Here is a 23,366-nt window from a genome sequence, read left to right on the forward strand (position 1 = left end):
GGCTGACCAGCCTGGGTTTCAGGCGGTCCATCAGCCCTTTTCTGCGCCGGCGGTGAGTCCTCCAGTAAGGAGTCGTTCGGTGGAGAAGAACACGATGAGGATGGGCAGGGTCAGCACGACGGAGCCGGCCATGAGGACGGTGGTGGGAATTTCTGCGCTACCGGATAGTTGCGAGAGGCCGAGCGAGACCGTCCAGCTATCGCGTCGTTCTACGAGGAACAGGAGTGCGAACAGGAATTCGTTCCAGGCGATCATGAAGATGAACAGTCCGGTCGCCATGATCGAGGGCAGGACGAGGGGAAGGCTGATCCGCCGGAGGACGCCGATACGGCTGAGACCGTCGACGAGACCGGCTTCTTCGACTGATACCGGCACGGTTTCGAGGTAGTTACGGAGCATGTAGATAGCGACGGGAACTGTCTGGGCAATGTAGACCAGGACAAGACCTACCAGTGATCCGCGGAGCCCGAGGCGGGTGAACAGGACGAAGAGGGGGATAGCCATCACAATTGCCGGGAACAGGTACGCGGCGAGAAAGAGGGCGTTGACCTGTCGGTGTCCGAAGAAGGGCAGCCGAGCGACCGCGTATGCGCCCGGCACGGCGACTAGGAGCGACAGGATGACGGCGCTGACAGCGACGAAAGCACTGTTGAGAAGGAACGTCCCGAACCCTTGACCACCGGCTGATACCGGCGCGAGCACCTGTTCGTAGGCTCTGAGCGTGAATTCTGCGGGCGTCACGATGACCGAGGCCGGATCGCGCAGCAGCGATTCGATCGGCTTCAGGGAGAGCAGGACCATGTAGTAGAAAGGCAGCAGGGTGATGAGTAGGAAGAACACGATGACGGCCCAGCGCAGGATACTGAGCGCTTTGCGTTCGATCGTGTGACGGTTGAAACGCGGGGGCGAAGGTGGAGGTGACCCGACATCCCGGGCCGCCGGCTGCTGCTTGACGGGCGCAGCAGGGTCCGGAGTCACACGGGAGCTCATAGTCGTTCTCCTCGTTTGCGTAGCAGGACCATGTAGATGGCGAGCATGACGATCAGGACGAGGGACAGCACAAGCGACTGCGCTGCTGCAGCTCCTACGTTGCGTTGAACGGTGAGGAATTCGTAGACGCGGACGCTGGCAACCCCGGTTCCCGCTGCCCCGCCCGTGAGCAGGAAGATGTCATCGAACTCGTTGAACGTCCAAATGGTGCGGAGGATGGCGAGCAGGGCGATGACGGGCATCAGTTGTGGAAGAACGATGTAGCGGAAGGATTGGAGCGGGCTGGCACCGTCGACGAGGGCCGCTTCCTCCGTTTCGGCCGACAAGGCGCCCAAGCGGGCCATGAGGAACAGGAAGGCGAAGGGGAAGTAGCGCCACCCCTCGAACGCGATCGCGGTAAGTAACGCAGTGGGGATCGGGAACTCGGCGCCGAAGACCTCGAGTGTTCGTTGGGCTTCGGAGAGGAACGGAATGGGTTGCGTCCAGCCGAACAGCGACTGTCCGGCTTCGTTGATGATCCCGAATTGGGGGCTGAGCATGGTGCGCCATACGAAGGTGACGGCGACAACCGGAGCGACGTAGGGCAGCAGGAACGCGGCGCGGACGAAGGTCCGTCCGCGGAAGGGCTTCCGGACCGCCATCGCGGCGATCAGGCCGAGCGTGATCGATAGGATAACCGAACCCGCCGTGTAGACCAGCGTTGTGCCGAGACTCACCCACAGTTCACCCGATGCGAAGACACGCTCGAAGTTCGCGAGCGTCAGGGACCTGAACGGGCTCGCCGTTCCGATCTCGAGGAGCCGTAGTTGCTGGAACGCGATCATGATCGACCACAGTAGGGGGAGGACCACTACGGCGAGGACGATCAGCAAGGTGGGCGACATCAGGAAGAAGCCTGTGCGCGCATCGCGTTGCGAGAGGGTACGCCGACGCGCGCGGGACTCGGGAGGTGCCGATGATGCTCCTGATACCGGCGGCATTCCCTACTCCTCGGTCAGAAGGTTGCTGCGATGCTGCGCGTGGCTCAGCCCCTCGCGACTGGGGTTCACTGGCCCAGGTCGGCTTGGAGGGATTCCGCTTCGTCCTGTGCCTGGATGGCTGCATCTTCTCCGCTGGTGCCGGAGCTGACCATCGAAGCGATGATCTGAGGTGCTATGAACTGCCCACTCACGGCTGCCGCGAGGGCGCCCTGGCCCTGCGGTATGCCCCAGCGATCGAACTGGTTGGTGCTCTGGCTGATCTCGGCGAGGGTTTCGGGCGGATAGACCGAGGAGAGGAGCGCTTTGGAGTCCACCCCGGCCTCCAGGCCCTGCCATGCATCGCTGTACTCGGTCGGGTTCTCGGCGGTACCCAGGCGAACAGGGATCTTACCTTCGGGTGCCACCGCCAACCAGTCCTGGTAGCCCTCGCCCATCATGAACGTAACCAGGTCCTGTGCCACAGGAGATGCGTCGGTGAGGATGTTCCACGACACGATCTCCCCGTACCCCGCAGGCTGCTCACCATCCGGGCCCTGGAGAGCGGTCACGATTCCGGTGTTCTCCGCAAGGAACGCCGGATCGTCCGTGCACTCAGCGCAGGTCGGCACTGCGTCACTGCGCAGCCCTGCAAGCTCGTCGAGGAGGAAGGACGACCACACCGTCATCGCTGCATCGCCGGCGAAGTAGCTGGCGCGGGTGGTGTCCGCGTCCTGGTTGCCCGGCACCGAATAGTTACGGAGCAGATCCGCATAGAACGTGAACGATTCCTGGCACTGATCACTGTTGAGCGTCACACCGCCGTCGTCGCCAACCAGCTCGCATCCATTGGCCAGCGCAAACTGCTCGAAGGTCTGCTGGGTGAAGGAGTCTGCGGGCGCGGTAGCTGCGACGATTCCGGCGACCTCGTCCGAGTGCAGCGTGTCAGCGGCTTTCTCAATCGCTTCGAAGGTGGTGGGTGCATCAAGCCCCGCTTGCTCGAACAGGTCCTGCCGGTAGAACAGCAGCTGCGCGAAGGCGTCACTGGGCACCGAGAGTTGTTCGCCGTCGGACGACGTGAGTTCAAGGGAGCGTGGCGAGAACGTATCCTCACCGAGCTCCTCCACGACTGCAGTGGCCGCCGACGTGTCGAGAAGTCCATCCGTCGACAGCTGATTCATGCCGTTGAGGGACAACGCTCCGATGACATCGGGGAGTTCGCCTGATGCTGCGGCCGAGGACAGGACCGAGGTCAGTTGATCCTCGGCGATGGCGACAAGCTCCACCTCAGTGCCCGAGGATTCAGCGAATCGGTCCATGATGGCTTGCTGCGAAGCGACCCGGTCCGGCAGGTCCTCCGTCGTCCAGACGGTCAGCGTGTCGGTCTCGGGCGACGCGTCTCCTGAACTGCCGGAACACGCTGTGATACCCAACAGGGCGACGGTGGCTACTGAACAGATAGCCGCAGATCGATATCGCATTCCGTGTCCTCCAAACAGTCGTGACCCGGAGCGCCACCCGACACCGCAGGCGGGCAGGCCTCGGTCATCCTTGATCGGTCCCTCCACCACAGAGCATAGGGCTCGATCAGGCACCTAGCTACTGGCGGAGCAGAGAACTCATCCCTACGACTGACCACAGCGCAGCGCGTCGCAGGGGTAACCCGCCGGACGTCCACGACGAGCAGACGTTGGTGTCGGAAGGTTGGCTCTGTGGGTGCAGGTCGTAGGCCACCAGGAAGATCCCTGCGATCGCGAAAACGGGCCCAGGAGTGAATACGAACAGCACCATCGCGGTCGGACCATCCAGGATGAGCCCGATCAACGCCAAACCTCCCGACAGGACAGAGCCAGGAGCATCGCTCTGTCAGCGACCTGGGCGCGCATCGTGGCTCTCGAAGCACGTTCCGTCCCGCTCCACAGGACCGATGGCAGCCCTGTGTGCCATTCCATGCTCGACCGCGGCAGGACCTAGAGTCGGGTACGGGCGCAGTTCCTTGATGGATTTTCGCCGGACGACGCGAAACAAAACCCATCGCCCATAATCCGAAGGAGAACGCTCGATGAACGACACAAGCATTTCCGCCAGCCGCACGATCGATGCCCCGGCCGACGCCATCTTCACATTCCTCTCCAACCCGGCCCACCATGCGGCCCTTGATGGTTCCGGGATGGTGCAGTCGGACAGCAAGTCCGACCGCATCACCGGCGTGGGCCAGATGTTCACCATGAATCAGAACTGGGACAAGATGGGCGGCGACTACCAGACGGACAACCATGTGGTGGGGTATGACGAGAACAAGCTCCTGGCATGGAAGACCGCGCCGGCGGGGGAGGAGCCTCCGGGCTGGGAATGGGTGTGGCGGTTCGCGACGGCCGGTCCTGGTTCCACCGAGGTGTCCGTCACGTATGACTGGTCCGGTGTCACCGATAAGGACATCCTCAAGAAGCTGAGTTTTCCCGAGGTGTCCCAGGATGCTCTGGAGACGACACTGGCCAATCTTGCAGCACAGGTGTCCGAGGCATAAGCACACCCGGGAGGAGTAGTACGACGGCGGCCGGTTCCCGACTTCTCAGGAGCCGGCCGCCGTCATGGTCCAGTACTGATCCTTCGGAGCGATGGAGCGCAGATACCTCAGGTCAAGCCACGCAGGTAGGTCGAGAATCCGGAAGGGACGCGGCCCACAGTGCGTGATGATGTCGTCACTCTCATGCTGCCCGATGCCTTCCACGTCGAGCCTCCCGCTTTTGCCCGGTTCGCGAGATTCACATCTTCATCCTGGGCAAGAGGGTGGAAGCCACCGAGGTCAAGATAAGTTCTGCCGCCGATGCCGAGGTTCGCGCCGTGCACGTGGTGGTGTCCGTCGCCGGGTACATAGCTTTGGGACCAGCTGCGCAGAAGCGGAGCGTTCTCGGTGGTCGCTGTGGGGCGAACAGTTCCGAGGACGAGTTGATATTCGCTACTCAAGCGGTAGTGCTCGACCAACCAATCGCGGGGCACGAGAGTGTCGGCATCAGTGTTGGCGACCCAGGTCCCCTCCGGCAGGCTCCGCGACCGGCCGAGCGCAAAACGAACACCGGCATCCCGCGCGGCTCCGACGGAGCCGAAAGCGCCGGCGATGACGGAGATGCCCGGAACACTCTGCGCCGCGCTCCAGGAGCGGTCGGTGCAACGATCAAGGACCACGGTCACCGAGACAAGGACGCGCGGGATGGTACGGAGGAAGTGGACTCGAGCGGCGTCGACAGCGGTGAGGCACGCCGGTAGCCAGTCCTCTTCGTTACGCACGGGGATGACAACGGCCACGTGGCCCGGGGTCACAGGAGGTTCTCACGGCGTGCCACGGACACTGGCGGGGCAGGGACGAAGACCTCCAACAGGAAGTCCTCCTCTGTATGGAGAGCAAGGGTGGCCAGTCCGGATGTCTGGCGGACTCGCTCGTGTACGGCGTCTCCATCGAGTTCCCACCCCTCGATAGGGTGGCGCCAGTGGCACAACAGCAGGACTCCGTCCGCATCCAGGGAAGCGCGCGTGAGGCGGATGACATCGTCGAGCTGAGCAGAGGACAGGAAGTAGCCCGTCTCGGAGAGGACGACCAGGTCGAAAGGGGAGTCCTTCACGGGCCAGTCGGCGGGTACCGTTGCCATCCTCGCGGTCGCCGCGTCGTGCAGACCGAGGGCCTCGTTGGTCCGACGCACCGCTGTCTCGCTGGTATCGAGCGCCAGGAGCACATCCGATACTGCCGCCAGTTCCCTGGTCAGGGCACCCACGGAACACCCGATCTCGAGGGTGCGGCGGAATCTACGCCGCGGCAAGCTGGCGATGGTGAGGGCGCGCTTGCGTTGCTCGTAGAACCGCTCGGTGACCTTCCAGGGGTCCGAGCGGTCGCTGTGCAGTCGCTCGAACGTCGAGGAGCGGCCCGTGACGAAGAAAGCTTCGGTGTTCCGAGTGAAGTGCTCAAGGACACCAGGGGTCAACAGCACTTCGTCGCCCGGAGCATCGGACAGAGGGAGTATTTGCGAGGTGTGCGTAGCGAGGGCCGATCCTTTCCGAGCGTGGTCGTCCGCGTCAAGGCGCAAAAGCGAGAGGGCATCGAGGTCGGCGGCCTGGGTTTCGGCGCTACCCCAGTGCCAGAGCCAGATCGGATACTCCAGAAGAGGAACGTCGCGCTCGCTGCACACCTCGGCGGCAGCGCGGCCCACGGCGTCGTGGTCGCCGTGACCATCACGGCGCCAGGGCGCCGCCACCAGGATGCGGGTCGTATCGCCTGGACCAAGTGCGCGCAGCAGCACGGCGGCCACGGCTTCTTCGGCGAGGGCGCCGTCGGGGAGTCCTTCGAAGGTCAGCTGTGCTGCGGGCGCCAGGAGCTGGACGGCCTGCGTTACTTCCTCCCGGCGGCGCTCGGCCAACTGCTGGGGAGTATGCGTGGGGGAGGACGGATGGGATCGTTCGCCATCGGTAAGGACGACGACGTGACAGTGGACGCCGTTGCGGGCGAGTAGCGCCAGCAACCCACCAGCGCCCAGGGTTTCGTCGTCGGGGTGCGCTGCCAGCAGGACGAACCGGGTGGGCAGCCGGCCGTCGAGGAGAGCTTCGATGTGCAGGTCATGATTCGGTTCGCGGTCCTGCTCCCACAAGCGCCAGTGGCTCTCGGGTGTGCCGACGCCGTCGTGCGTGAAACTCACCACGCTGTTCCTTCCCGTTGGGAGAGTTCGAGGACCTGGCGACCGAGGGCGGCGTCATCGCGTTCGGCGTGGTGCTGGCGCAGGTACAGATACAGGTCCGCGACGCGTGCCGCGTGCTGCTCGTCGAAAGCCAGTGGAGCGGGGCCGAGGCCGTGAGCCGTCGCCTCGAGGACCACTTCCGCACACCGGAAGGCCGTCGCGCGGATACGGGCCGCAAGGAGGGCGCCTTCCTGTCCAGCTGCCAGCCCGGCATCGATTGCCGCAGCCGCATCCGTCAGAAGGGTGCGAGTTTCATACAGGGCGGAATCCACCCGTCCGAGATGCATAAGGGCAACCTGGTCCGGGGTGCGGATCTGCGCGGCGGCGAGCAGCGTCCGCGCGAGCCCGAGTGCGCCTCCGAACCAGCAAGCGGCGACACCGATGCCACCCCATCCGAAACCGTCCCGATGGAGATACCAGCCGACACCACCGACGGGTGTGGCACGTACCGCCTCGAAGCGCACTGCGCAGCTCGTCACCAAGGGGAGGCCGCGGCTCACCCAGGCGTCAGGCGTCTCCGCTGTAACACCCGAGGCGCGGAGGTCGACTGCGAAGGCTTGCCGTCCGCCGCCAACCACGTGTGCAGTGACGATCGCCCGGTCGAGGTGGTCCGCGAGTGAACACCACGGTTTCGTGCCAGTAAGGGTCCAGGTGCCATCCGGCAAAGGAGATGCCTCAAGAACTACATCCGGCCCTTCCGCCGCGAAAACGCCCCAGGTGCCGTTCTGAACTCCGATCCCGGCCTGATCCAGAATGGCGAGGGCGTCGAGATGAGGTTCCACAACGCGTGCCAGCGTGAGGTCGGTGGCCGCGAGCGTGGCGAGAAGCTGCCAGGTGACAGCCGTGGTGCCGCGACCGGGTAGTGGGGTTTCGCGACCAAGTTCTATCGATAACGCCAGCGCTCGCGGGATGGAGCCCCGCGTATCCTCCGCTTTCCCGGTGAGGTCTTGCAGTACTTGAGTGGCATGTCGGACTTTATCGTCCTGCCCATGCAAGGGATCACTGAGAAAATCGCGGGCGCCCAGGGTCAGAAAACCGGCGGCATTGAAAGCCATGATCGAAGTCTAATGTTGACCGCACAGGCCATTTGACAGCAGGGCTGACCAGGTGATGAAGGGCCCCCGACTAACGATCAGCACTTACCGAGGTCAGCGATTCGCCTGGCGGAATCCTGGGCACGTGTCGACACTCTCGCGTGCTCGATCAGCTTGCCCAATCCACTCCTCCACGTCGGTATTCCATGAAGCGTCGTGCAGCCAACGCTTCTGTCGAAATCCCGGCCTCCCCTTATGAGACGGGCAGCAGAACTCTTGAGGTGCAGTAGTGGCGGGGGAAGTGATGGTGCCTCGTCCTGGTGTCTTGCAACCGGGCGCGGCGGAGGCGGAGTGTCTTGCACAGTGAAAGAGCGGGTTCCTGTACGTACAGGAACCCGCTCTTTCACCTTGATTCCGCTACCCCCAGAGGAAGGGGACGACAAGGAGGGCGAGGGTGACGACCGGGCCGATGACGACCATGGACAGGCCCCAGATGGTGAGATTTCGGTTCACCCGAGGGCGGTCTTCCTCGACTGTCGAAGCAACGATCGTTGCACCGGTTGTGCCGAACGGAGCGCAGTCAACGAGTGACGCCGAGATGGCGAGCGCGTAGATGAAGCCCGTCGTCTCGAGTCCGCCGCCGGGAATGAGCAGTGGAACGGCGAGGGGGATGAGTGCACCGATGATGCCGATCGTCGATGCGAACGCTGAGACGAGAGCGGCGACGATACAGATGACGAGGGCCGCAACAAGTGGTTGGCTAACCGAGCGGGCGGCTTCGCCGAGCTGGTCGATCGCTCCCAGACGTGTGAGAACGCCGACGTAGGTGATGATGCCGCCGAGGAGCAGGATGGTGTTCCAGTCCACCCGCGACAGCGCCTTCTTGCCGATACCGGGTTCCAGGAGTGTGATGAGCACGGCGATCGTCAGGGCTACAACGCCGAGGTTCACATCGACATCGAGTTGCGTGAGGGTGAAGAAGCCACCCACGAGCAGGATGATCGAGATGATCACGAGTACCTGCATCCCGGTGATGCGGTCCGCCGTTACTGTGCTCCGCGCGTTCTTCACATCAACTGCGGTGAGGGTGTCGCCGGATGCCATGTTCGATCCAAGGAGCTTCGACGGCCCGTTGGTTGCGGTACCGCCACGGCCCTCGCCGGGAGTGGTGCCGCTGGTGTCGCCACCGGTGCCGCGTGTGCGGGCGATGAGTTCACGTCCGCCGAAGAGGAAGAACGCTGCGAGGACCACGAGGAAGTTCGCGCCGATGGAGATCGCGAACATGAGGCCTGCGTTGTAGGGCACGTTGGCCGAGGAGGCTACGGTCTGCACGGTGATGCCGACGATGCTCGTCGGGGCGAGTGCGCCACCGACGATGCCCGAGCTCATGACGATGCCCATCATGGTCGAATTGATGCGGTGGCTGTGTGCCAGGCTCATGGCGATGGGCACGACTGCGAAGGCTGCGTGGGAGGTGCCGAGGCATGCGACGCCGGTGGCGATGATCCAGAGGCCCCAGGGCAGCAGGGCGACGCGGTCACCGATGAGATCCAGTGAACGGTTCACGAGCCAGTCGATGGTGCCGGTTTCGCGGGCAATCCCGAAGAGGTAGGTGATGCCCAGCAGGATGACGAGGGCGTCGACGGGGAATCCGCCGAGCACGTCATCGAGGCTTTCACCGACGACTCCGATGCCGATGATGAAGGAGGCTGTCAGCGCCAGTGCGCCCATATGGACGTTGCGCACCGATGAGATCGTGAAGATCGCGGCGAGACCGATCAGGGCGATGATTTCTGTGGTCATTTCGAGTCCTCGCGCACTCTGTGAAGTGGACGCGTTGTCCAGGGGGAAGTGGTCATCATTGGTTCACTCCGGTCGTGGTGTTCAGGTGGGCAGTTCCCTCGAAGAACAGTTCATGCGCGCCGGCGTCGACGTCCTCGACGTCCGCGTGTCCAATCAGTGCGCCTTTTGAAACGGGCCGTACGAGACGTGCCCCGTCCAGCAGGTAGTAGGGTGCGATCGTTCTGGCCGGGTCGATCATTACCGGCGCGACTCCTGCGATCTCGTGGTGGTGTCCAGTCACCTTGAGCTGTGTGCCGGTCGGGAGGTCTTCGGTTGCGCGGGCGGCGAGCAGGATGCTCGGGCGAACAGGACGCGAGGGGGTTCTGTCCATCGCTGCATGCACCGTCAGGGGCGTCTCGACGCCCATATAGTGGTACGGCCAGTAGATGCACGCGTATCGGCCGTCCTTGCTGATGACATGGCCCTTGTTGCGCAGCGTCTCCCAGGTGGCCGTATCGCCCGTGCGAACCACGGCGAAGACACCACCTGCGAAGCTTGCTTCGCCTGGCAGGCGTAGAGCAGAGAAGACGTCGACGACGCCGTCGTGCTCGAGGATCCCGCCATGAGCCCGGTTGGCGTAGATGTCAGCGAGCTCGTCGATGCGGGCGACGGGGTAGCGCATGCTTTCGATGTCAGCGAGGGTCCCGGTCCGTGTGGCGACGACGGTCATTTCACAGGCGTCGGCGGCAGCGGCACGCTTGAGGTTCTGTACCGCTGCGGCGCGCTGATCAAGGGTGGCGGCAACATCGTCGCCCAGTTCGAGCAGGTCTGCGAGCTCCGGCGCGTCAACTGTTTCCCCGGCCTGTGTGACCGTGCCGGTCACGGGGTTGAACTGCAAGTCGTATTCACCGGACTTGCCGACCGCGACGATGTCCAGGCCGACCGCGCTCACCCATTCGATCAGGCGCAGCAGGTTGGCCGGCTGATCCCCGTCGCCGGGCAGGTAGCTCAGGCCCTTCGTGGCGGCCCGGGCGGCGAGGGCGGGACCGACGACCGTATCGACTTCCTTGCTCACCATGACGACATGAGCGCCGCCTTCGATCGCCGCCGCCGCGTAGGCCGACCCGTAGCCGACCTTGCCGCAGGCCTCGACCAGAACATCGACCCTGGTCCAGTCAACGGCATCGGCCGATGAGACGAGCGCAGTAAGACCGTCATCGACGATCTCGGCGGTGCGGTGAGCGTCCGTCGCCTCGTCAACCCGGCCAGCGGGAATGCCGAGTTCATCGAGCATCCGTCGGACACCCGCGATATCGGGGTCGATCAGGATCGCGGGCAGGATCTCCGGTGTGCGGGAAAGCTGGGCGAGAAAGGTACGCCCGTAGCCACCGTTGGCGCCGGTAAGGGCGGTGCGGATGGGAGTTCGTCCACGAGAGGGGTGAGAGAGGATCAACGTTGTCCCAATCTTGTGCGGTTTCACCCGACCTTCGGGCGTGATGGCCGCCACTGTTCCATATTTTCCAGATTCATCCAACTTTGCACCAATTCGTAACATCATGGTCTGATGGTGCCTTAGGAGATGAGCGCGCTGAGGCGGTACCTCCGATCGGAAGGGAGATGAACGTGTTCGGAGCTATCGCGGATGATTTCACTGGTGCCACAGACCTCGCACTAATGCTGCGCCAGTCCGGCCATCGGGTGGCCGTTGTCATCGAGGACGGCGGTCTGTCGGATACGGACCTGTCCGAGCTCGATGCCGTGGTGATCGCGCTGAAGTCTCGCACCGCGTCGAGGGAAGAAGCTGTCGCAGCGTCGCTTGCGGCGCTGGAACGACTGCGCTCATGGGGCGCCGTCCGGTTCTACGTCAAGTACTGCTCGACGTTCGACTCGACCGACAGTGGAAACATCGGACCTGTCCTCGATGCCGTCACCGATGCGCTCGGTGTCTCCCACTGCATCGTTGTTCCCGCACTGCCCGCCAATGGTCGGACCGTCTACCAAGGGCACCTCTTCGTCGGTTCTGACCTGCTGGAGAACTCGTCGATGCGCCACCATCCGCTCACCCCGATGAAGCATTCGCGGGTGGCCGACCTGCTCCGTCCGCAGACGCCCCACACGGTGGACGAAATCTTCCGGGACATCGTGCGCGGTGGGTCCGCCGTACTCAGGGATCGACTCGATAGGACGGACGTACGCTATAGCGTCATCGACGCTGTCGACGACGACGACCTCGCCGTGATCGGTGCCGCAACGGTCCAGGATGTGTTGGTTTCCGGCGGGTCGGGTCTCGCGACGGGTATCGCCGGTCCTGGGGTGGACGATGCCTCATGGGTGCCACCCCGCAATGGGAGAGGCGCTGTGCTGTGTGGAAGCGTGTCCACCACGAGTCTGGCGCAAATCGCGGACGCCGCGCTGAGCCAGCCCGTCCGTCAGATCGACCTCGCGGCAGCGATAGCTGATCCCGAAGCGACGGCGGAGGATCTTGCCACGTGGGTTGCAGCGCAGGCGCCTGACTCTTTTCCCGTCGTCTGCGCCGCCCGCCAGGCTGACGATGTGCAGACCCTTGTGCTCGGGGTCGAGGTTGCCCCCATCGTGGAGAGGGTCATCGCAGACGTCGCACGCATGCTGGTCCAGGAAGGTGTCGTCTGCGCACTCGTCGTCGCCGGCGGCGAAAGCAGCGGTGCTGTCGTCCGGTCGTTGAACGTCGAAGCCCTCCGCATCGGTCCGCAGATCGCCCCCGGCGTGTGCTGGTCAACGGCGGATGTGTCCGGGCAGTCACTCCTCCTGGCGCTGAAGAGCGGCAACTTCGGCGCCCTCGATTTGTTCAGCGCAGCATGGAAGGAGCTGGGATGAACGTCGTCGATCAACTCATCGATGCCGGGCGCCGCCTAGTCGCAAGTGGGCTGAGCCCTGGTTCCAGCGGAAACATCAGTGCACGCGACGGCGATCGTATTTTCGTAACCGGCACCGGTGTCTCCCTGGGACAGCTGGCATCTACCGATTTCGCGGTGGTATCCATCAGCGGCGAGTATCTCGGCGGTGCACGCGCATCCAAGGAGACACCCCTTCATGTCGGCTTCTACCGACGCGACGAGGAACATCAAGCCGTCGTTCACCTTCATTCGCCGCAAGCGGTGGCCATGTCATGCCGGGTACCCTGGGCCGAGAACAGCGCCATTCCACCGCTGACGCCGTACTTCGTGATGCGGGTCGGACAGACACCGCTTCTGCCCTATCGTCACCCGGGCGACGAAGCTCTCGGCGAGGATATCCACTCAGCGCCGTGGCCCTTGCGCGCAGCACTGCTTGCCAATCACGGGTCAGTGGTAGCAGGAACCAGTGTCCATGATGCAGTCGATCGGGCGGAAGAACTCGAGGAGGCATGCCGCATAGCGCTGATCACGGACGGCGCCGCGCGGCGTGAACTCACCGTGCAACAAGTCCGTGAACTCGCCGATCGCTGGGAAAGTCCCTGGACCGGTCCCTCGTAGACTGGGACGGGAGGTAAAAGGTGTCGGATCAAACTCCGCTCATACCTGAGCAGCGCAGGCAGCAGATTCTTCGGCTCCTGCGCACAGAACAAGTACTCAGCTATCGCCAGATCACTGAGGCATTGGGCGTCAGCCAGATGACAGCAAGACGCGACGTGGCAGCCCTCGCCGAACAGGGGCGTGTTCGAGCGCTCAAGGGTGGTGCGTCGGCGGTGTCGCGTCTACTGGAAGAACCACGTCGGGCCGATAAGGCAGTGACAGATCTCTCCGCCAAATCGGCGATCGCCCGCAGAGCAGCCGAGCTTGTAACGGACTCGATGACCATCTATCTGGATGCCGGGACGACGATTCAGGCGATGCGTCCCTACCTCGAAGACCGCCATGGCCTCACCATCGTCTCCAACGACCTCGGGACCACTTTGGCCTTCCTCGACCATCCAAGCGTCGATCTCATCAGTGTCGGGGGACGAGTAGACCGCGACAACCAATCAATGATCGGGCGCCTTGCCGCTCTGACGCTCTCTCAGTTATCCCTCGATATCGCCTTCCTGTCGTCGAGTTCCTGGGACGGCCGGCACGGAGTGACGACCCCCGTCGAAGCAAAGGTCGATGCCAAACGTGCGGCCATCGATTCCGCCACGACGACGGTCCTCCTGTCCGACAGCGGCAAGTACGGCCGCTTTGCGAAGTACCGCGTGTGCCCCCTGAACGAACTCGACACCATCATCAGCGACATCGGGCTGGACGACCTGGACGTCGAACACCTCGAGGCACTGGGCGTCGAAGTGGTGCGCGCTGAACCCATCGCCAACGCACTCCACGGGCACGAGCAACTCTCCTGACAGGCGAGATCAATGGACCGGCCCGGACCGGCCCGGACCGGCCCCCAGCACCTCGTCGTACGCACTCACGAATCTCCCCTGCGCTTCGGAGGAACCCCCTGTTGAGGTCGCGGAGCGGAGGTCCGTCCTGTGCTCCGGCGGGAAGCATCGGATAGATTGACGCCTCACCGCGCCGCTGACGTCGCCGAGCTCGCTGACATGCCGCAGGCCTTGGCGGTCATGGTTGGCAGGGTGTCAGGAAGCCCGTAGTTCGAGCCGCCGTGCGTCGACGGATGAGGAGACTGCCGCGCCCAGCAGCAGTAACCGCATGGTGCGCTCCGTTGCTTCGATCAGGAGCTGCTCGCCGTTCGCCACGGCATCCTCGAGATTCATCGGGAGAGTCATGATGGATGCGATGGCGTCGATGCCGATGTCGTGCACTCCCGGCGCTCCCTTGCCCAGGGACCCTGCGAGGGCCAGGACGGGCACGCCGGCCAGTTGTGCCCGACGGGCGATCACGGCCGGCACCTTGCCCTTGGGGGTCTGGAAGTCGATCGCGCCTTCTGCGGTGATCACGAGGTCCGCTCCCCGCATCAGCGCGTCGAGATCGAGTCCTGCGAGTCCACTGTCGATGAGCGCATCGAAGCGCGGTACCAGCTTCGCTCCCAGAGCGGCGAGACCTGCACCGAGGCCGCCCGAGGCCCCGGTGCCCGGGCCGGAGCGGTAGTCGAATCCGGCCTGCAGGCCATCCCGCTCCAGCACCCGCGCCCACTGCCGCATGGCTTTGGCGAGCTCCTCCACCTGGTGTGGAGAAGCTCCCTTCTGTGGCCCGAAGACCCGTGCCACGCCCTTCTTGCCGCACAGCACGTTGTGCTGGTTGCAGGCCACGATCAGGGTGGCTTCCCGCACGGCGGGGTGGATCCCGGACAGGTCGAGCCGTTCGGCATCGATGAGCGCGGAGCCGCCGAACGGGAGGACACGTCCCTTGCCGTCGAGCACCCGGGCACCCAGGGCCTGCAGCGCACCCGCGCCGCCGTCGCTCGTTCCGGAGTCACCGCACCCGATGACGATCGTGCGAATACCCTCGTCGAGGGCCGCGCGGATCAGTTCGCCGACCCCATAAGTGGTGGTGGCTCCCGGGTCGCGGAGCTTGCGTGGAACGAGTCGGAGTCCGGCCGCGGCAGCCATCTCGACCACGGCCGTGCCGGAGGCACTCCCGCCGAGCCGCGCGAAGTGGGACTCCACCGGCTCACCCACCGGGCCGGTGACATTCACCGGCACCAGCACTCCGCCGGTTGCTGCGGCGAGGGTCGCCGCGGTGCCCTCCCCGCCGTCAGCGATGGGCACGGCGGTGATCTGTACGCCGGGCAGGACACGCCGCACACCGGCGGCGATCGAACGGGCCACTGTCTCGGCACTCAGGGACTCCTTGAAGCCGCTCGGAGCGATGAGCACGCGCTGGGGGACTGCCATGATGGTTCTCCTCGGGTGGGGGTAGCTACACAGAGCGGGTGGTCAGGGGAAGAGCGGCAGGCCCAGTAACGGCCAGACCAGGAAGCTGAAAAGCAGGACGAGGGCCACGTTGACGGGGGCCAGGAGGGAGGACAAACGGAGGAGGTCCTTGGCCGTATAGGTCTCGACCCCGTCCACGGCGGCGAACATCGCCACCGGCTTCGCCGAGCTCGTCAGGGTGTGGCAGAAACCTGCCGCTGCCGTCGAGGCGAAGGCCGCAGCCATCGGATCGACGCCCACGGCGGGGGAGAGGGCTATCACGATGGGGATCAGGACGGCCGAGCGGGCCGACCTGCTCTGGATGACCAGATGGGCGAAGGTGGACAGCAGCACCACGAGGACCACGAAGAGGGGCGCTGCGGCCGCTTCCAGCGACCGGATGGGTTCCAGAACTCCGCCCGCCAGCCACTGGGCTGCACCCGTGGACACCAGGGCGTTTCCCAGGGCGAGGGTCGCGGCCATGAAGAGCAGCAGTGACCACGGCACCGACTTGAGCCCTTTGGCCAGCTGCACCGAGCCGTAGCTCGGCGACGCTGCGATCAGGGCCCCGATCAGTGCCACGAGGGCGGGATCGAGCCCGTGGAGAGGCTCCGTACACCACAGCACGACGACGGCGCCCAGCAGGAGCGCAGCCCGTGATTCGGCGACGGTCAGGGGACCCGTGACGGGAGTGGCCGAATACTCCTCGAGGTCCTTAGCGCTGATGCCCAGGCGCTCGTTGCGATCAGCGGCCGAGGTGAACATGCGCAGCACCATCTCCGCGCAGACGTGTGACGCGACCAGGGCAAGCGGAAGGCCGAGGAGGAGCCAGGTGGCGAAATCGAAATTCTCTCCCGTTGCCGTCTCGAGGATCTGGCTCGTGATCAGGTGTGCTCCGGCTCCGAGGAACGATCCGACCGCCGAGAGCAGGATGACCGACGGGAAGAGGATCGCCAGGGTTCTGATCAGGGCCCGGCGCTCCGCCAGGGCGTGCCGCAGGGCGAGGAAGACCGGCAGTGCCAGGGCGGCGCGGCCGGACGTCGACGGCACCGCGAAAGTGGTGACCACGAGGGCGAGGGTGGCCAGGTGCGCGAGCTGCCGCGGCGTCGTCGCGCCCGCGATGATGAAGGCCGCTCCACGGTTGGCGAGGCCAGAAGCCTGCACCCCTGCCGCGATCACGAAAGCGGCCAGGAGAAGCCAGATGGTCTCCTCGCCCAGGGTCGAGAAAAGGGAAGCGGTGTCCATCGTCCCGGTGAGGACCAGCACGGTGGCCGCCCCCAGCGCGACGTAGGTGTCGTCGATCGCGGTGAAGATCCAGAACCACACCGCAAGGACGAAGACCATCAGCGTCACCGCACCCTGAGGGGAGAGCCCCGTACCGGGTTGCTGGGCGGCGAGGATCACGCCCGCGGCGACCGCAAGACCGATGCCGGCGGCCACCGACCGGACCACGACGGCGCGGCGGGCCACGCTCCTGGCCTCGGGAGTGAGCCGACGCGTGACACCGGGCGTCCCGGATGGGTGCGGTGGAGGTGTGGTGAGGTGTTCGATCACGCTCATGGCAGCCGGTACCCCGCTCCCCTGATGGTCTCGATGCGCGCGGCGCCGATCTTGCCGCGAAGAGCCCGCACGTAGACGTCGACCACGTTCGACCCGGGATCGAAGTTGTAGCCCCATACGTGGTTCAGCAACTGCTCCCGGGAGATGACCCGGTCGGGATTGCGCAGGAAGACCTCCAGGATCGCAAATTCCCGGGCTGTGAGCTCGACGACGTCGTCGCCGACGCGCACGCGCCGGGAGTGGAGGTCGAGGGACAGACCGCCGTGCCCGATCACGGTGGCGCTCGCTGCCGGAACGCGATCAGCCAGACGCAGGCGGATCCGGGCGACGAGCTCGGCGACGTGGAAAGGCTTGGTGACGTAGTCATTCGCGCCACCTTCCAGCCCGGCCACCGTGTCCAGGGCGCTGTCCCTCGCCGTCAGGACGATCACCGGTGTCGACACTCCTTCGCCCCTGATCTGGGCGAGGACCTCGAAGCCGTCCAGCAGTGGCAGGCCGATGTCGAGGATGATGAGGTCGAAGCCGGCCGCCCGTGCAAGGAACAGTGCGGTCTCCCCATCGGCGGCATGCTCGGTCGAGTAGCCGGCGGCCTGCAGGCCCTTCTGCACGAAGGATGCGACGTGGGGGTCGTCCTCCGCGACCAGGATGCGGCTCATGGTGCTCCTTGTGCTGTGGTGCTGCCGATGACGGGTAGTGACGCGGTGATGGGCGTCGGATCGGGGTGACGGAGCTCCCCGTTTTCTGCCGGCCGCCCGGTGGGCGGCTTCGGCGGACGGGACGGCGGCTCCACCGCGGGCCGGGCGGCCGCGTTCTCCGGTGCGGGCAGGAGCAGCCCGAACGTCGCGCCGTGACCCGGTTCGCTGCGGACCCATGCCGAGCCGTTGTGGCCGTCGGCGATCGCCCGGACGATCGCCAGACCGAGACCAGCGCCGCCGCGCTGGCTGACACTGCGCCTGTCGGCGGGAAGCGAGCTGGCCGACCCGTGCTCGAACCGTTCGAAGATGACGGCGGCTTCCGCCTCCGTGACCCCGGGCCCGCTGTCCTCGACCCAGACGCGGAGCTGCCGATCAAGGCCGGTGCCTGTGAAGGCGGAGCCGATCCTGACGTCGGAATCGGCGGGGGTGTACTGCACGGCGTTGGCCCCGAGTTGCAGCACGGCCTGGGTGATGCGCTGGCTGTCGAGCGCGACGACATCCTCCGCCACCTCCATGAGCAGCCATCGCCGATCACCGAGGGCCTGCATCTTCGCTTCGAGGTCCAGCATCAGGACGGCGACGTCCACCGGGGCCCGCTGGACGAAGTCCGGTCGTTCGGCTTTCACCAGCAGCAGGAGGTCGGACACGATCCGAGCCATGCGCGAGAGCTCACCATCGACGAGGGCCAGAGTGGCGGCGCGGCTCGCCGGATCGTCATCGATGAGCTCCAGGTGTCCACGGATCACGGTGATCGGTGTTCGTAGCTCGTGGCTGGCGTCGTCGATGAAGTTTCGCTGCGTCATGTAGGCGTGCTCGAGCCGGTCCAGCATGTCGTTGAAGGTGGAGGCGAGGGCTGCGACGTCGTCACGCCCTTGGACCGGCACGCGTGCGGTGAGATCGGATTCGGTGATCTCGGCAGCCACACGACGTACGTCCCTGATCGGCCGCAGGATCTGCCCGGCCGCCAGCCAGGCGATGCCGGCCGTGAAGAGCAGCCCACCGAGCGCCACGAAGAAGATCACGGTGACGGTCTCCTGGACCTGCTCGTACCCGCCACCTGTGAAGGCAGCGATGACGAGAGTCCCGCTCTGGGCACCCGCCTCCACGTCCACCTTGCCCCAGCGCATCGTTCCTGCTGCGGTCTCGCGGACACCGGAGGCCGCGGGGTCCTCACGGATCTCGCGCAGCAGAGCCGTATCGGTGGACAGCCGGTAGTCCTCGTTGCTACCGCGCCCGGACGAGCCGAGGTGCAGGACCTCATCGCCGGTGATGCCGAGGATCACCTCGCCTGTCGACGCGTTCTGGCGCGACAGGTATCGTTCGAGCAGTTCGCTGACCGAGGTGTACGGCCGCGCGGTCAGTGGATCCACGGCCTCACCGGCGAAGGTGGTGAACTCCTGGACCTCCTGCACCACGTCGTCGTTCGCGTCCCGGTCGACGCCGGCGATCAGGAGGGAACGGACGGTGACGAGCAGGGCGATCAGGGCCAGGGCTGTGGTGAGGACGATCCACCCGACGATGCGCCAGCGTGCGGACACCGAGGATCCACCGAGGGACGTGGTGATCCGACCGCCCGAGGACCGATCCGGCGTCGGGGGAGAGGTAGGGCTGGCGCCACTCGGCGCGGCTGCCATCAGTCCTCTCCGATCGTGCCTGCGTCATCGTCGAGTTCCAGGCCGTCGTCGCCGTCGTCTGCCCCGTCATCACCGTCGTCGCCGAGGACCTGCCGTTCCACCAGGCCGGGAGTTCCCTGGTCCACGGGAGCTATGGGGGCCACGGGAGTTGCGGGTGCAGGGGGGAGGCCGGGCACGGCGGGCGCCGTAGCCGGTGCTGCCGGTGCTGCCGGTGCCGGCGCGGACGGTGGTGCGGTGGGCTCGCCCGGCGCGGGAGGAGGAGACGACGGCGTTGCCGACTGATCCGACGAAGGGCGCGACCCGGGGGGCCCTGCGTTCCCGCCGTCCTCCACCCCGGTTCCTGCCTCGCCCGTCCGCGCGAGATCCACGACCACTGTCTGTGGCTCCACCGGCGGCACTTCCGCGGGCCGGCTCAGAGCCTGGCTCCCGACCGCCAGGAGGGCCGGAACGGCAAGCAGCCCTCCTGCAGCAAGGATGCGGGGCATGAGGGACATCGGGGACTCCTGAGTCGTTCTGCGCGGAATGATTGCCGGCGGCGATCCTGCTGCGGAGGATCATCCACAGCAGGTGTTCGTCACCACCACCTACTCTTGCGCACTCCCGTGATACCTCCATGAAGCACGGATGAAGATTCCTTCATCCAGGTCCCGCAAGGCGACAGGCAACACGCCGATCTGGTGTCCCACCTTCGAGCTTGCTGAAGTCGTGCGCAGGCGCTTTGACCAAGGGAACGTCTCCTCGCTCTGCTTTGACCAGGGCTGATCCTTCCTCGCATCCCGCCCTGAACCAGCCGGCAACAGCTAGTCCGACACCGATCGGCAGCCCCGCAATCACTGATGGAGATTATGTTGACCGTTCAGCGTTCACTGCTCTGGGTCGTACTTGGTGGCCGTGCGTGCGGCGGCATTCGCGACTGTGGTCGAGCGGAAGAGGACCACGATCTGCGCGATGAGCGCCGCGAACGCGATCAAAGGTCCTGCCTGCCCACCAAGAAGAACCTGGGCGGTCAGGGCCGCGATTATTCCGATGCCGGCGACGGGCATCATCTTCCTCAACGCTGGAAGAGCAGCTCTGTGACCGGACGCCCAGGCGTCATCGGATGCCTGGGTGTGCCTGGTACGGATTCCGGCTGCCGCGTTGCGGCTGATCAAGCCCTCAGCTGCCTGACGGGTGACGAACAGGCAGGCTTTCAAGAGCCCCAGGTGTGTCATCTACCTGCACGCGTGCCCGCCATAACGTGGGTGCGTCGTCAAGGCGCCGATGGTGCCGCAATGCCGGCGCGTGGAGCCAGGCCCGCAGGAATCGCATGACGGAAGGCTCCGCCACCCAGATCACCAGGGCAGTCGCCGTAAAAGCGAGGAGAAGGACCTCCAAGGGGTAGCCGAGCTTTGCCTGGACCACCACGGCGTGCACAGCCAGCTCGATCGGAAGCAGACTCCGATATTGGCGAAGGTCAGCCGCACCTTGCCGTGCTCCGGCAGCTGCCCTCAGGAGTCACAACGCAATGAAGCAGTAGAGGAACCATTGAAACGGCACATGCCTAAAGGGTGCGAATGATGTGTTTCGGGCTAGTTGCGGCCTCGTTCCACACCAAACAACTTGACATGGTCAAAGAATCGTCAAGCGAGTGTCGTCACTAGTGCGGGGTGTCATTGAGTTGGCGTAGCCACGACTGGAATTCTTCCGGGCCGTTGAAGTGGGCACCGGTGATCGTGCTGACTTCCGGGGCCATGTCGGGACCATCGACGACGAGTGTGTGCCCGCCTGCCGCGGTTGCCGCTTCGAAGGCCGGCAGGTCTCCTCGGTCATCGCCTGCATACGCGACCATCTGTAGGTTCTTCGTGCTGATGATCCTCCGAAGCGCGATGCCCTTGTCCTGCTCCAGCGGCATCCGGAGTTCCTCTACGAACTTGCCGGGCTCGTGGCGCAGCCCGTACGTGTCAATCACACCCTCAATGAGCGGAGTAATGAACTTCAGGGCACCGTCACGATCCGGCGCGAGACGCCAGTGCACGGCGACTGCAAGAGACTTGTCCTCGACGAAAATGCCTTCAACATTGTCCAGCTGTTGGTGCAACACCCGGGTAGCTTCTTGGACAGCCGTCATCCATTGCAAGGCTTCCGGCACAACTTCGATGCCGTTCTCAGTGAAATGTTCGAGACCGTAGGACCCATAGAGTTCCACTCCGGGAATTGACGCTCGGTCAGACAGGAAGGCGACCGGCCGCCCGGAGAGGAGCGCAACAATCGAGAGCTTAGCCGCAAGGCCCGCGAGGACCTCCTCAGTGCCAGGAAGGAGCGCGCTCGTACTCGGATCGTCAGTGATTTGCGAGAGAACCCCGTCGAAATCCATGACCAAGCCAGCTCGCTCACTGGTGGTTAGGGCTTGCATTACTGTGGTCGCCGCATCCATACCTTCACCCTAGACCGCGAGCAGCAGGGGCTATCCGACAACCCAGCTATCCAGATAAAGGGTGGATGAGTGGGACAGCGAGCCGGGTGCAGATGGGGCCGATGTAGGAGTCTCCGGGCTGATCGGCCCTGGAGGCACGCAGTATCGGCTAGGTGCCGTCTTCGGCGCACTGGGTGGTGAGCTGGTTCGCGACGCGGCCTGCGAAGTCGCCGACTGCCGAGCCGGTGTGAATCAGGTCGGCGTTGGGGAGTTGGGGAGCTGGTGAGCGGCTGGTACTGGGGGTAATCGGCGTGGAACGCGTAGGCCATCGGACAGCGCGGAATGAGATTCAGCCGTCGCTTGTGAGCATTGAGGACGATGTTCCGCATCGGGGTTTCGTCTGCCCTTGGTCTCGAAAGCCCGGCAACTCAGCGCCCAGGACGAGGGCCAGGTTCCCGCCGCTCATCGTGTGGTTCATGTACACGGCGAGGGTTCCGTCCGTGAGCAACTCGAAGCGGCAGTACAGGGAGTTGTTCCGGAACTTTTCCCCTTCCGTCTTCACAGCAGCCCGGGTGTCAGCTGCATGGGCTCGCAGCTCGGGCTTGCCGACGAGCATCTGGTGCCGGTTAGCCGCATCGGTCGGCGGCTAACCGGTGACCTTAGCGCGTGTTGACACCCTCGCGCGTACCAGATCGGCTTGCCCACACGATTCCTCCTCGTTGACAGCCGCACATAGTGTCTTGCAACCAACGCTTCTGTCACGTTCTCGGGCCGCTGCTTATGAGACGGGGTATCAAGACACAGCAGGACCAGTAGTGGCGGGGGAGCGATGGTGTCCCGTACTACTGTCTTGCAACCCACCGGTTGCAAGACGCTACGTGTGTACGGGCATCAGCTTCCATACGCTCAGAAGGTCAGCGAGACTCGCGGTCAAGTCGTTCTTCGATGAGTGCCCAGCTCTTTGATGATGCAGCGAGGTGGATTCTGCCACCATCCGTCTGCAGTTCCCGAATGGACCAACCTCGACCCCGTGCGCGAGGTTTCTTTCCGGTCATCTCGGCTGCTCCGAGGACGGCAATGCGGCCGAGCTTACGCTTCCTCCCGGCAGGCTTCGCATGGAAAGGGCCTTGTTGGGGTTGAAACGCGAGTCCATCATCGCTTACCTGAGCTGCGCCCTCGTCCCACAGATCCCTCAGAGATCCAGGAGCCGAGGAAGGAAAGCGCATGGCACAGGTGAAAACGCCGATCTCACGGTCAGCAGCCAGCCGCCGCCGTCCTATACGGGCAGAGACGAACGCTGCAAACACGAGGACAGTAAGCATGAAGAGGACAAACAGTAGGAGGCGGATCCAGAACGACTCAACTCCCAGATCATCCAATAGCGAGGTTCCGAGCGGCCCTAGGCCGATGAAGCCGATGTAGGAGTGTTCAAGGATCTTCTCCCGTTTACCAACTTTCGATAGAGCTTCGTCCGTGGCCTGCGATCTTGGACCGTGCCGCTGGCCCGCCAGATCCGAGTATCTGGTTGACCGTCCTTTCGGTGGTGCTCCTGTTGGCGGGGTCGATCGCGCTTCTGCCGCCATCTGTTCAGCTGGCTCAGGTGCTCCGGCAAGGACCCGATTACGTCTGCATCACGTCCTCCCAGATTGGACCGCCCCCCTGAAGGAGCGGTCCTGGATAGGGAAAGCCCAGTCGAGGGTTCTATCCAGGGTTTTCCGTTGCAGTTGCAGTGCCATTACTCCGCGGGGCCCGGTCAGGAACGAATCAGCGTCAGACCGTTCTCCTACTTCGACCCG

General features: G+C 64.7%; 19 protein-coding genes. 4 read left to right on the forward strand and 15 right to left on the reverse strand.

Annotation, left to right across the window (positions count from 1 at the left end):
• Positions 1-30 precede the first annotated feature (30 nt).
• The 3 genes from V6S67_RS08670 to V6S67_RS08680 all read right to left on the reverse strand — a co-directional run bounded on the left by V6S67_RS08670 (position 31) and on the right by V6S67_RS08680 (position 3,379).
• The gene (locus V6S67_RS08670) at positions 31-990 is read right to left on the reverse strand and encodes a carbohydrate ABC transporter permease (RefSeq protein WP_334209861.1); all 960 of its coding nucleotides are present in this window, start codon (positions 988-990) and stop codon (positions 31-33) included.
• Positions 987-1,874 (reverse strand): carbohydrate ABC transporter permease, encoded by an 888-nt coding sequence (locus V6S67_RS08675; protein ID WP_334209862.1) that lies wholly within the window; start codon positions 1,872-1,874, stop codon positions 987-989. The genes V6S67_RS08670 and V6S67_RS08675 overlap by 4 nt, the downstream gene beginning before the upstream one ends.
• Before the next feature lie 161 nt (positions 1,875-2,035).
• Positions 2,036-3,379, reverse strand: coding sequence for an ABC transporter substrate-binding protein (locus V6S67_RS08680; RefSeq protein ID WP_334209863.1), 1,344 nt, complete (start codon positions 3,377-3,379; stop codon positions 2,036-2,038).
• 629 nt (positions 3,380-4,008) lie between these two features.
• Here V6S67_RS08680 and V6S67_RS08685 point away from each other — a divergent pair.
• Positions 4,009-4,473, forward strand: a complete 465-nt coding sequence (locus tag V6S67_RS08685) for an SRPBCC family protein (protein WP_334209864.1) — start codon at positions 4,009-4,011, stop codon at positions 4,471-4,473.
• 107 nt (positions 4,474-4,580) lie between these two features.
• Here V6S67_RS08685 and V6S67_RS08690 read toward each other — a convergent pair whose 3' ends face one another.
• The 5 genes from V6S67_RS08690 to V6S67_RS08710 form a co-directional block, all read right to left on the reverse strand.
• Positions 4,581-5,252: a glycosyltransferase gene (locus V6S67_RS08690; protein WP_334209865.1), complete on the reverse strand. Its 672-nt coding sequence runs from the start codon at positions 5,250-5,252 to the stop codon at positions 4,581-4,583.
• An 11-nt stretch (positions 5,253-5,263) separates the two neighbouring features.
• On the reverse strand, positions 5,264-6,631 hold the full coding sequence (locus V6S67_RS08695) for a bifunctional PIG-L family deacetylase/class I SAM-dependent methyltransferase (protein ID WP_334209866.1): 1,368 nt from the start codon (positions 6,629-6,631) through the stop codon (positions 5,264-5,266).
• Entirely contained in the window at positions 6,628-7,725 is a 1,098-nt protein-coding gene (locus V6S67_RS08700; protein ID WP_334209867.1) for an acyl-CoA dehydrogenase family protein, read from the reverse strand. Before V6S67_RS08700 ends, V6S67_RS08695 begins: the two co-directional genes overlap by 4 nt.
• A 396-nt stretch (positions 7,726-8,121) precedes the next feature.
• A complete protein-coding gene (locus V6S67_RS08705) occupies positions 8,122-9,507 on the reverse strand; it encodes an SLC13 family permease (protein WP_334209868.1) in 1,386 nt (461 codons plus the stop codon).
• Between the two features lie 55 nt (positions 9,508-9,562).
• Positions 9,563-10,993, reverse strand: a complete 1,431-nt coding sequence (locus V6S67_RS08710; RefSeq protein WP_334209869.1) for a homoserine dehydrogenase — start codon at positions 10,991-10,993, stop codon at positions 9,563-9,565.
• A 110-nt stretch (positions 10,994-11,103) separates the two neighbouring features.
• Here V6S67_RS08710 and otnK point away from each other — a divergent pair, with 110 nt between their 5' ends.
• From otnK to V6S67_RS08725, 3 genes are read left to right on the forward strand one after another with little or no spacing between them, the layout of a single operon-like run.
• Complete coding sequence (gene otnK / locus V6S67_RS08715; RefSeq protein ID WP_334209870.1) at positions 11,104-12,339, forward strand: 3-oxo-tetronate kinase; 1,236 nt, start codon at positions 11,104-11,106, stop codon at positions 12,337-12,339.
• On the forward strand, positions 12,336-12,977 hold the full coding sequence (locus tag V6S67_RS08720) for a class II aldolase/adducin family protein (protein ID WP_334209871.1): 642 nt from the start codon (positions 12,336-12,338) through the stop codon (positions 12,975-12,977). Before otnK ends, V6S67_RS08720 begins: the two co-directional genes overlap by 4 nt.
• 20 nt (positions 12,978-12,997) lie before the next feature.
• Positions 12,998-13,819: a DeoR/GlpR family DNA-binding transcription regulator gene (locus tag V6S67_RS08725; protein ID WP_334209872.1), complete on the forward strand. Its 822-nt coding sequence runs from the start codon at positions 12,998-13,000 to the stop codon at positions 13,817-13,819.
• Between the two features lie 234 nt (positions 13,820-14,053).
• Here V6S67_RS08725 and V6S67_RS08730 read toward each other — a convergent pair whose 3' ends face one another.
• The 7 genes from V6S67_RS08730 to otsB form a co-directional block, all read right to left on the reverse strand.
• Complete coding sequence (locus V6S67_RS08730) at positions 14,054-15,271, reverse strand: glycerate kinase family protein (protein WP_334209873.1); 1,218 nt, start codon at positions 15,269-15,271, stop codon at positions 14,054-14,056.
• A gap of 42 nt (positions 15,272-15,313) precedes the next feature.
• A complete protein-coding gene (locus V6S67_RS08735) occupies positions 15,314-16,849 on the reverse strand; it encodes an SLC13 family permease (protein WP_334209874.1) in 1,536 nt (511 codons plus the stop codon).
• Positions 16,846-17,505 carry a response regulator transcription factor gene (locus V6S67_RS08740; protein ID WP_334209875.1) on the reverse strand — a complete coding sequence of 220 codons (660 nt, stop codon included), beginning with the start codon at positions 17,503-17,505 and terminating at the stop codon, positions 16,846-16,848. The genes V6S67_RS08735 and V6S67_RS08740 overlap by 4 nt, the downstream gene beginning before the upstream one ends.
• Entirely contained in the window at positions 17,502-19,082 is a 1,581-nt protein-coding gene (locus V6S67_RS08745) for a sensor histidine kinase (protein WP_334209876.1), read from the reverse strand. Before V6S67_RS08745 ends, V6S67_RS08740 begins: the two co-directional genes overlap by 4 nt.
• Before the next feature lie 95 nt (positions 19,083-19,177).
• Positions 19,178-19,303 carry a hypothetical protein gene (locus tag V6S67_RS08750; RefSeq protein WP_334209877.1) on the reverse strand — a complete coding sequence of 42 codons (126 nt, stop codon included), beginning with the start codon at positions 19,301-19,303 and terminating at the stop codon, positions 19,178-19,180.
• A 738-nt stretch (positions 19,304-20,041) separates the two neighbouring features.
• On the reverse strand, positions 20,042-20,389 hold the full coding sequence (locus tag V6S67_RS08755) for an SdpI family protein (protein WP_334209878.1): 348 nt from the start codon (positions 20,387-20,389) through the stop codon (positions 20,042-20,044).
• A 425-nt stretch (positions 20,390-20,814) separates the two neighbouring features.
• A complete protein-coding gene (otsB, locus tag V6S67_RS08760; protein ID WP_334209879.1) occupies positions 20,815-21,591 on the reverse strand; it encodes a trehalose-phosphatase in 777 nt (258 codons plus the stop codon).
• Between the last annotated feature and the right edge of the window lie 1,775 nt (positions 21,592-23,366).

This window comes from Arthrobacter sp. Soc17.1.1.1, from assembly GCF_036867195.1.
In the GTDB taxonomy this organism is placed as follows: Bacteria; Actinomycetota; Actinomycetes; order Actinomycetales; family Micrococcaceae; genus Arthrobacter_D.

Excerpts from the sequence above, each read along its gene's own strand:
- otsB (WP_334209879.1), bottom strand. The coding sequence starts at position 21,591 with ATGGATGCGGCGACCACAGTAATGCAAGCCCTAACCACCAGTGAGCGA.
- V6S67_RS08675 (WP_334209862.1), bottom strand. The coding sequence starts at position 1,874 with ATGTCGCCCACCTTGCTGATCGTCCTCGCCGTAGTGGTCCTCCCCCTA.
- V6S67_RS08740 (WP_334209875.1), bottom strand. The coding sequence starts at position 17,505 with ATGAGCCGCATCCTGGTCGCGGAGGACGACCCCCACGTCGCATCCTTC.
- V6S67_RS08670 (WP_334209861.1), bottom strand. The coding sequence starts at position 990 with ATGAGCTCCCGTGTGACTCCGGACCCTGCTGCGCCCGTCAAGCAGCAG.
- V6S67_RS08755 (WP_334209878.1), bottom strand. The coding sequence starts at position 20,389 with ATGACACACCTGGGGCTCTTGAAAGCCTGCCTGTTCGTCACCCGTCAG.
- V6S67_RS08735 (WP_334209874.1), bottom strand. The coding sequence starts at position 16,849 with ATGAGCGTGATCGAACACCTCACCACACCTCCACCGCACCCATCCGGG.
- V6S67_RS08685 (WP_334209864.1), top strand. The coding sequence starts at position 4,009 with ATGAACGACACAAGCATTTCCGCCAGCCGCACGATCGATGCCCCGGCC.
- V6S67_RS08705 (WP_334209868.1), bottom strand. The coding sequence starts at position 9,507 with ATGACCACAGAAATCATCGCCCTGATCGGTCTCGCCGCGATCTTCACG.
- otnK (WP_334209870.1), top strand. The coding sequence starts at position 11,104 with ATGAACGTGTTCGGAGCTATCGCGGATGATTTCACTGGTGCCACAGAC.
- V6S67_RS08730 (WP_334209873.1), bottom strand. The coding sequence starts at position 15,271 with ATGGCAGTCCCCCAGCGCGTGCTCATCGCTCCGAGCGGCTTCAAGGAG.
- V6S67_RS08720 (WP_334209871.1), top strand. The coding sequence starts at position 12,336 with ATGAACGTCGTCGATCAACTCATCGATGCCGGGCGCCGCCTAGTCGCA.
- V6S67_RS08700 (WP_334209867.1), bottom strand. The coding sequence starts at position 7,725 with ATGGCTTTCAATGCCGCCGGTTTTCTGACCCTGGGCGCCCGCGATTTT.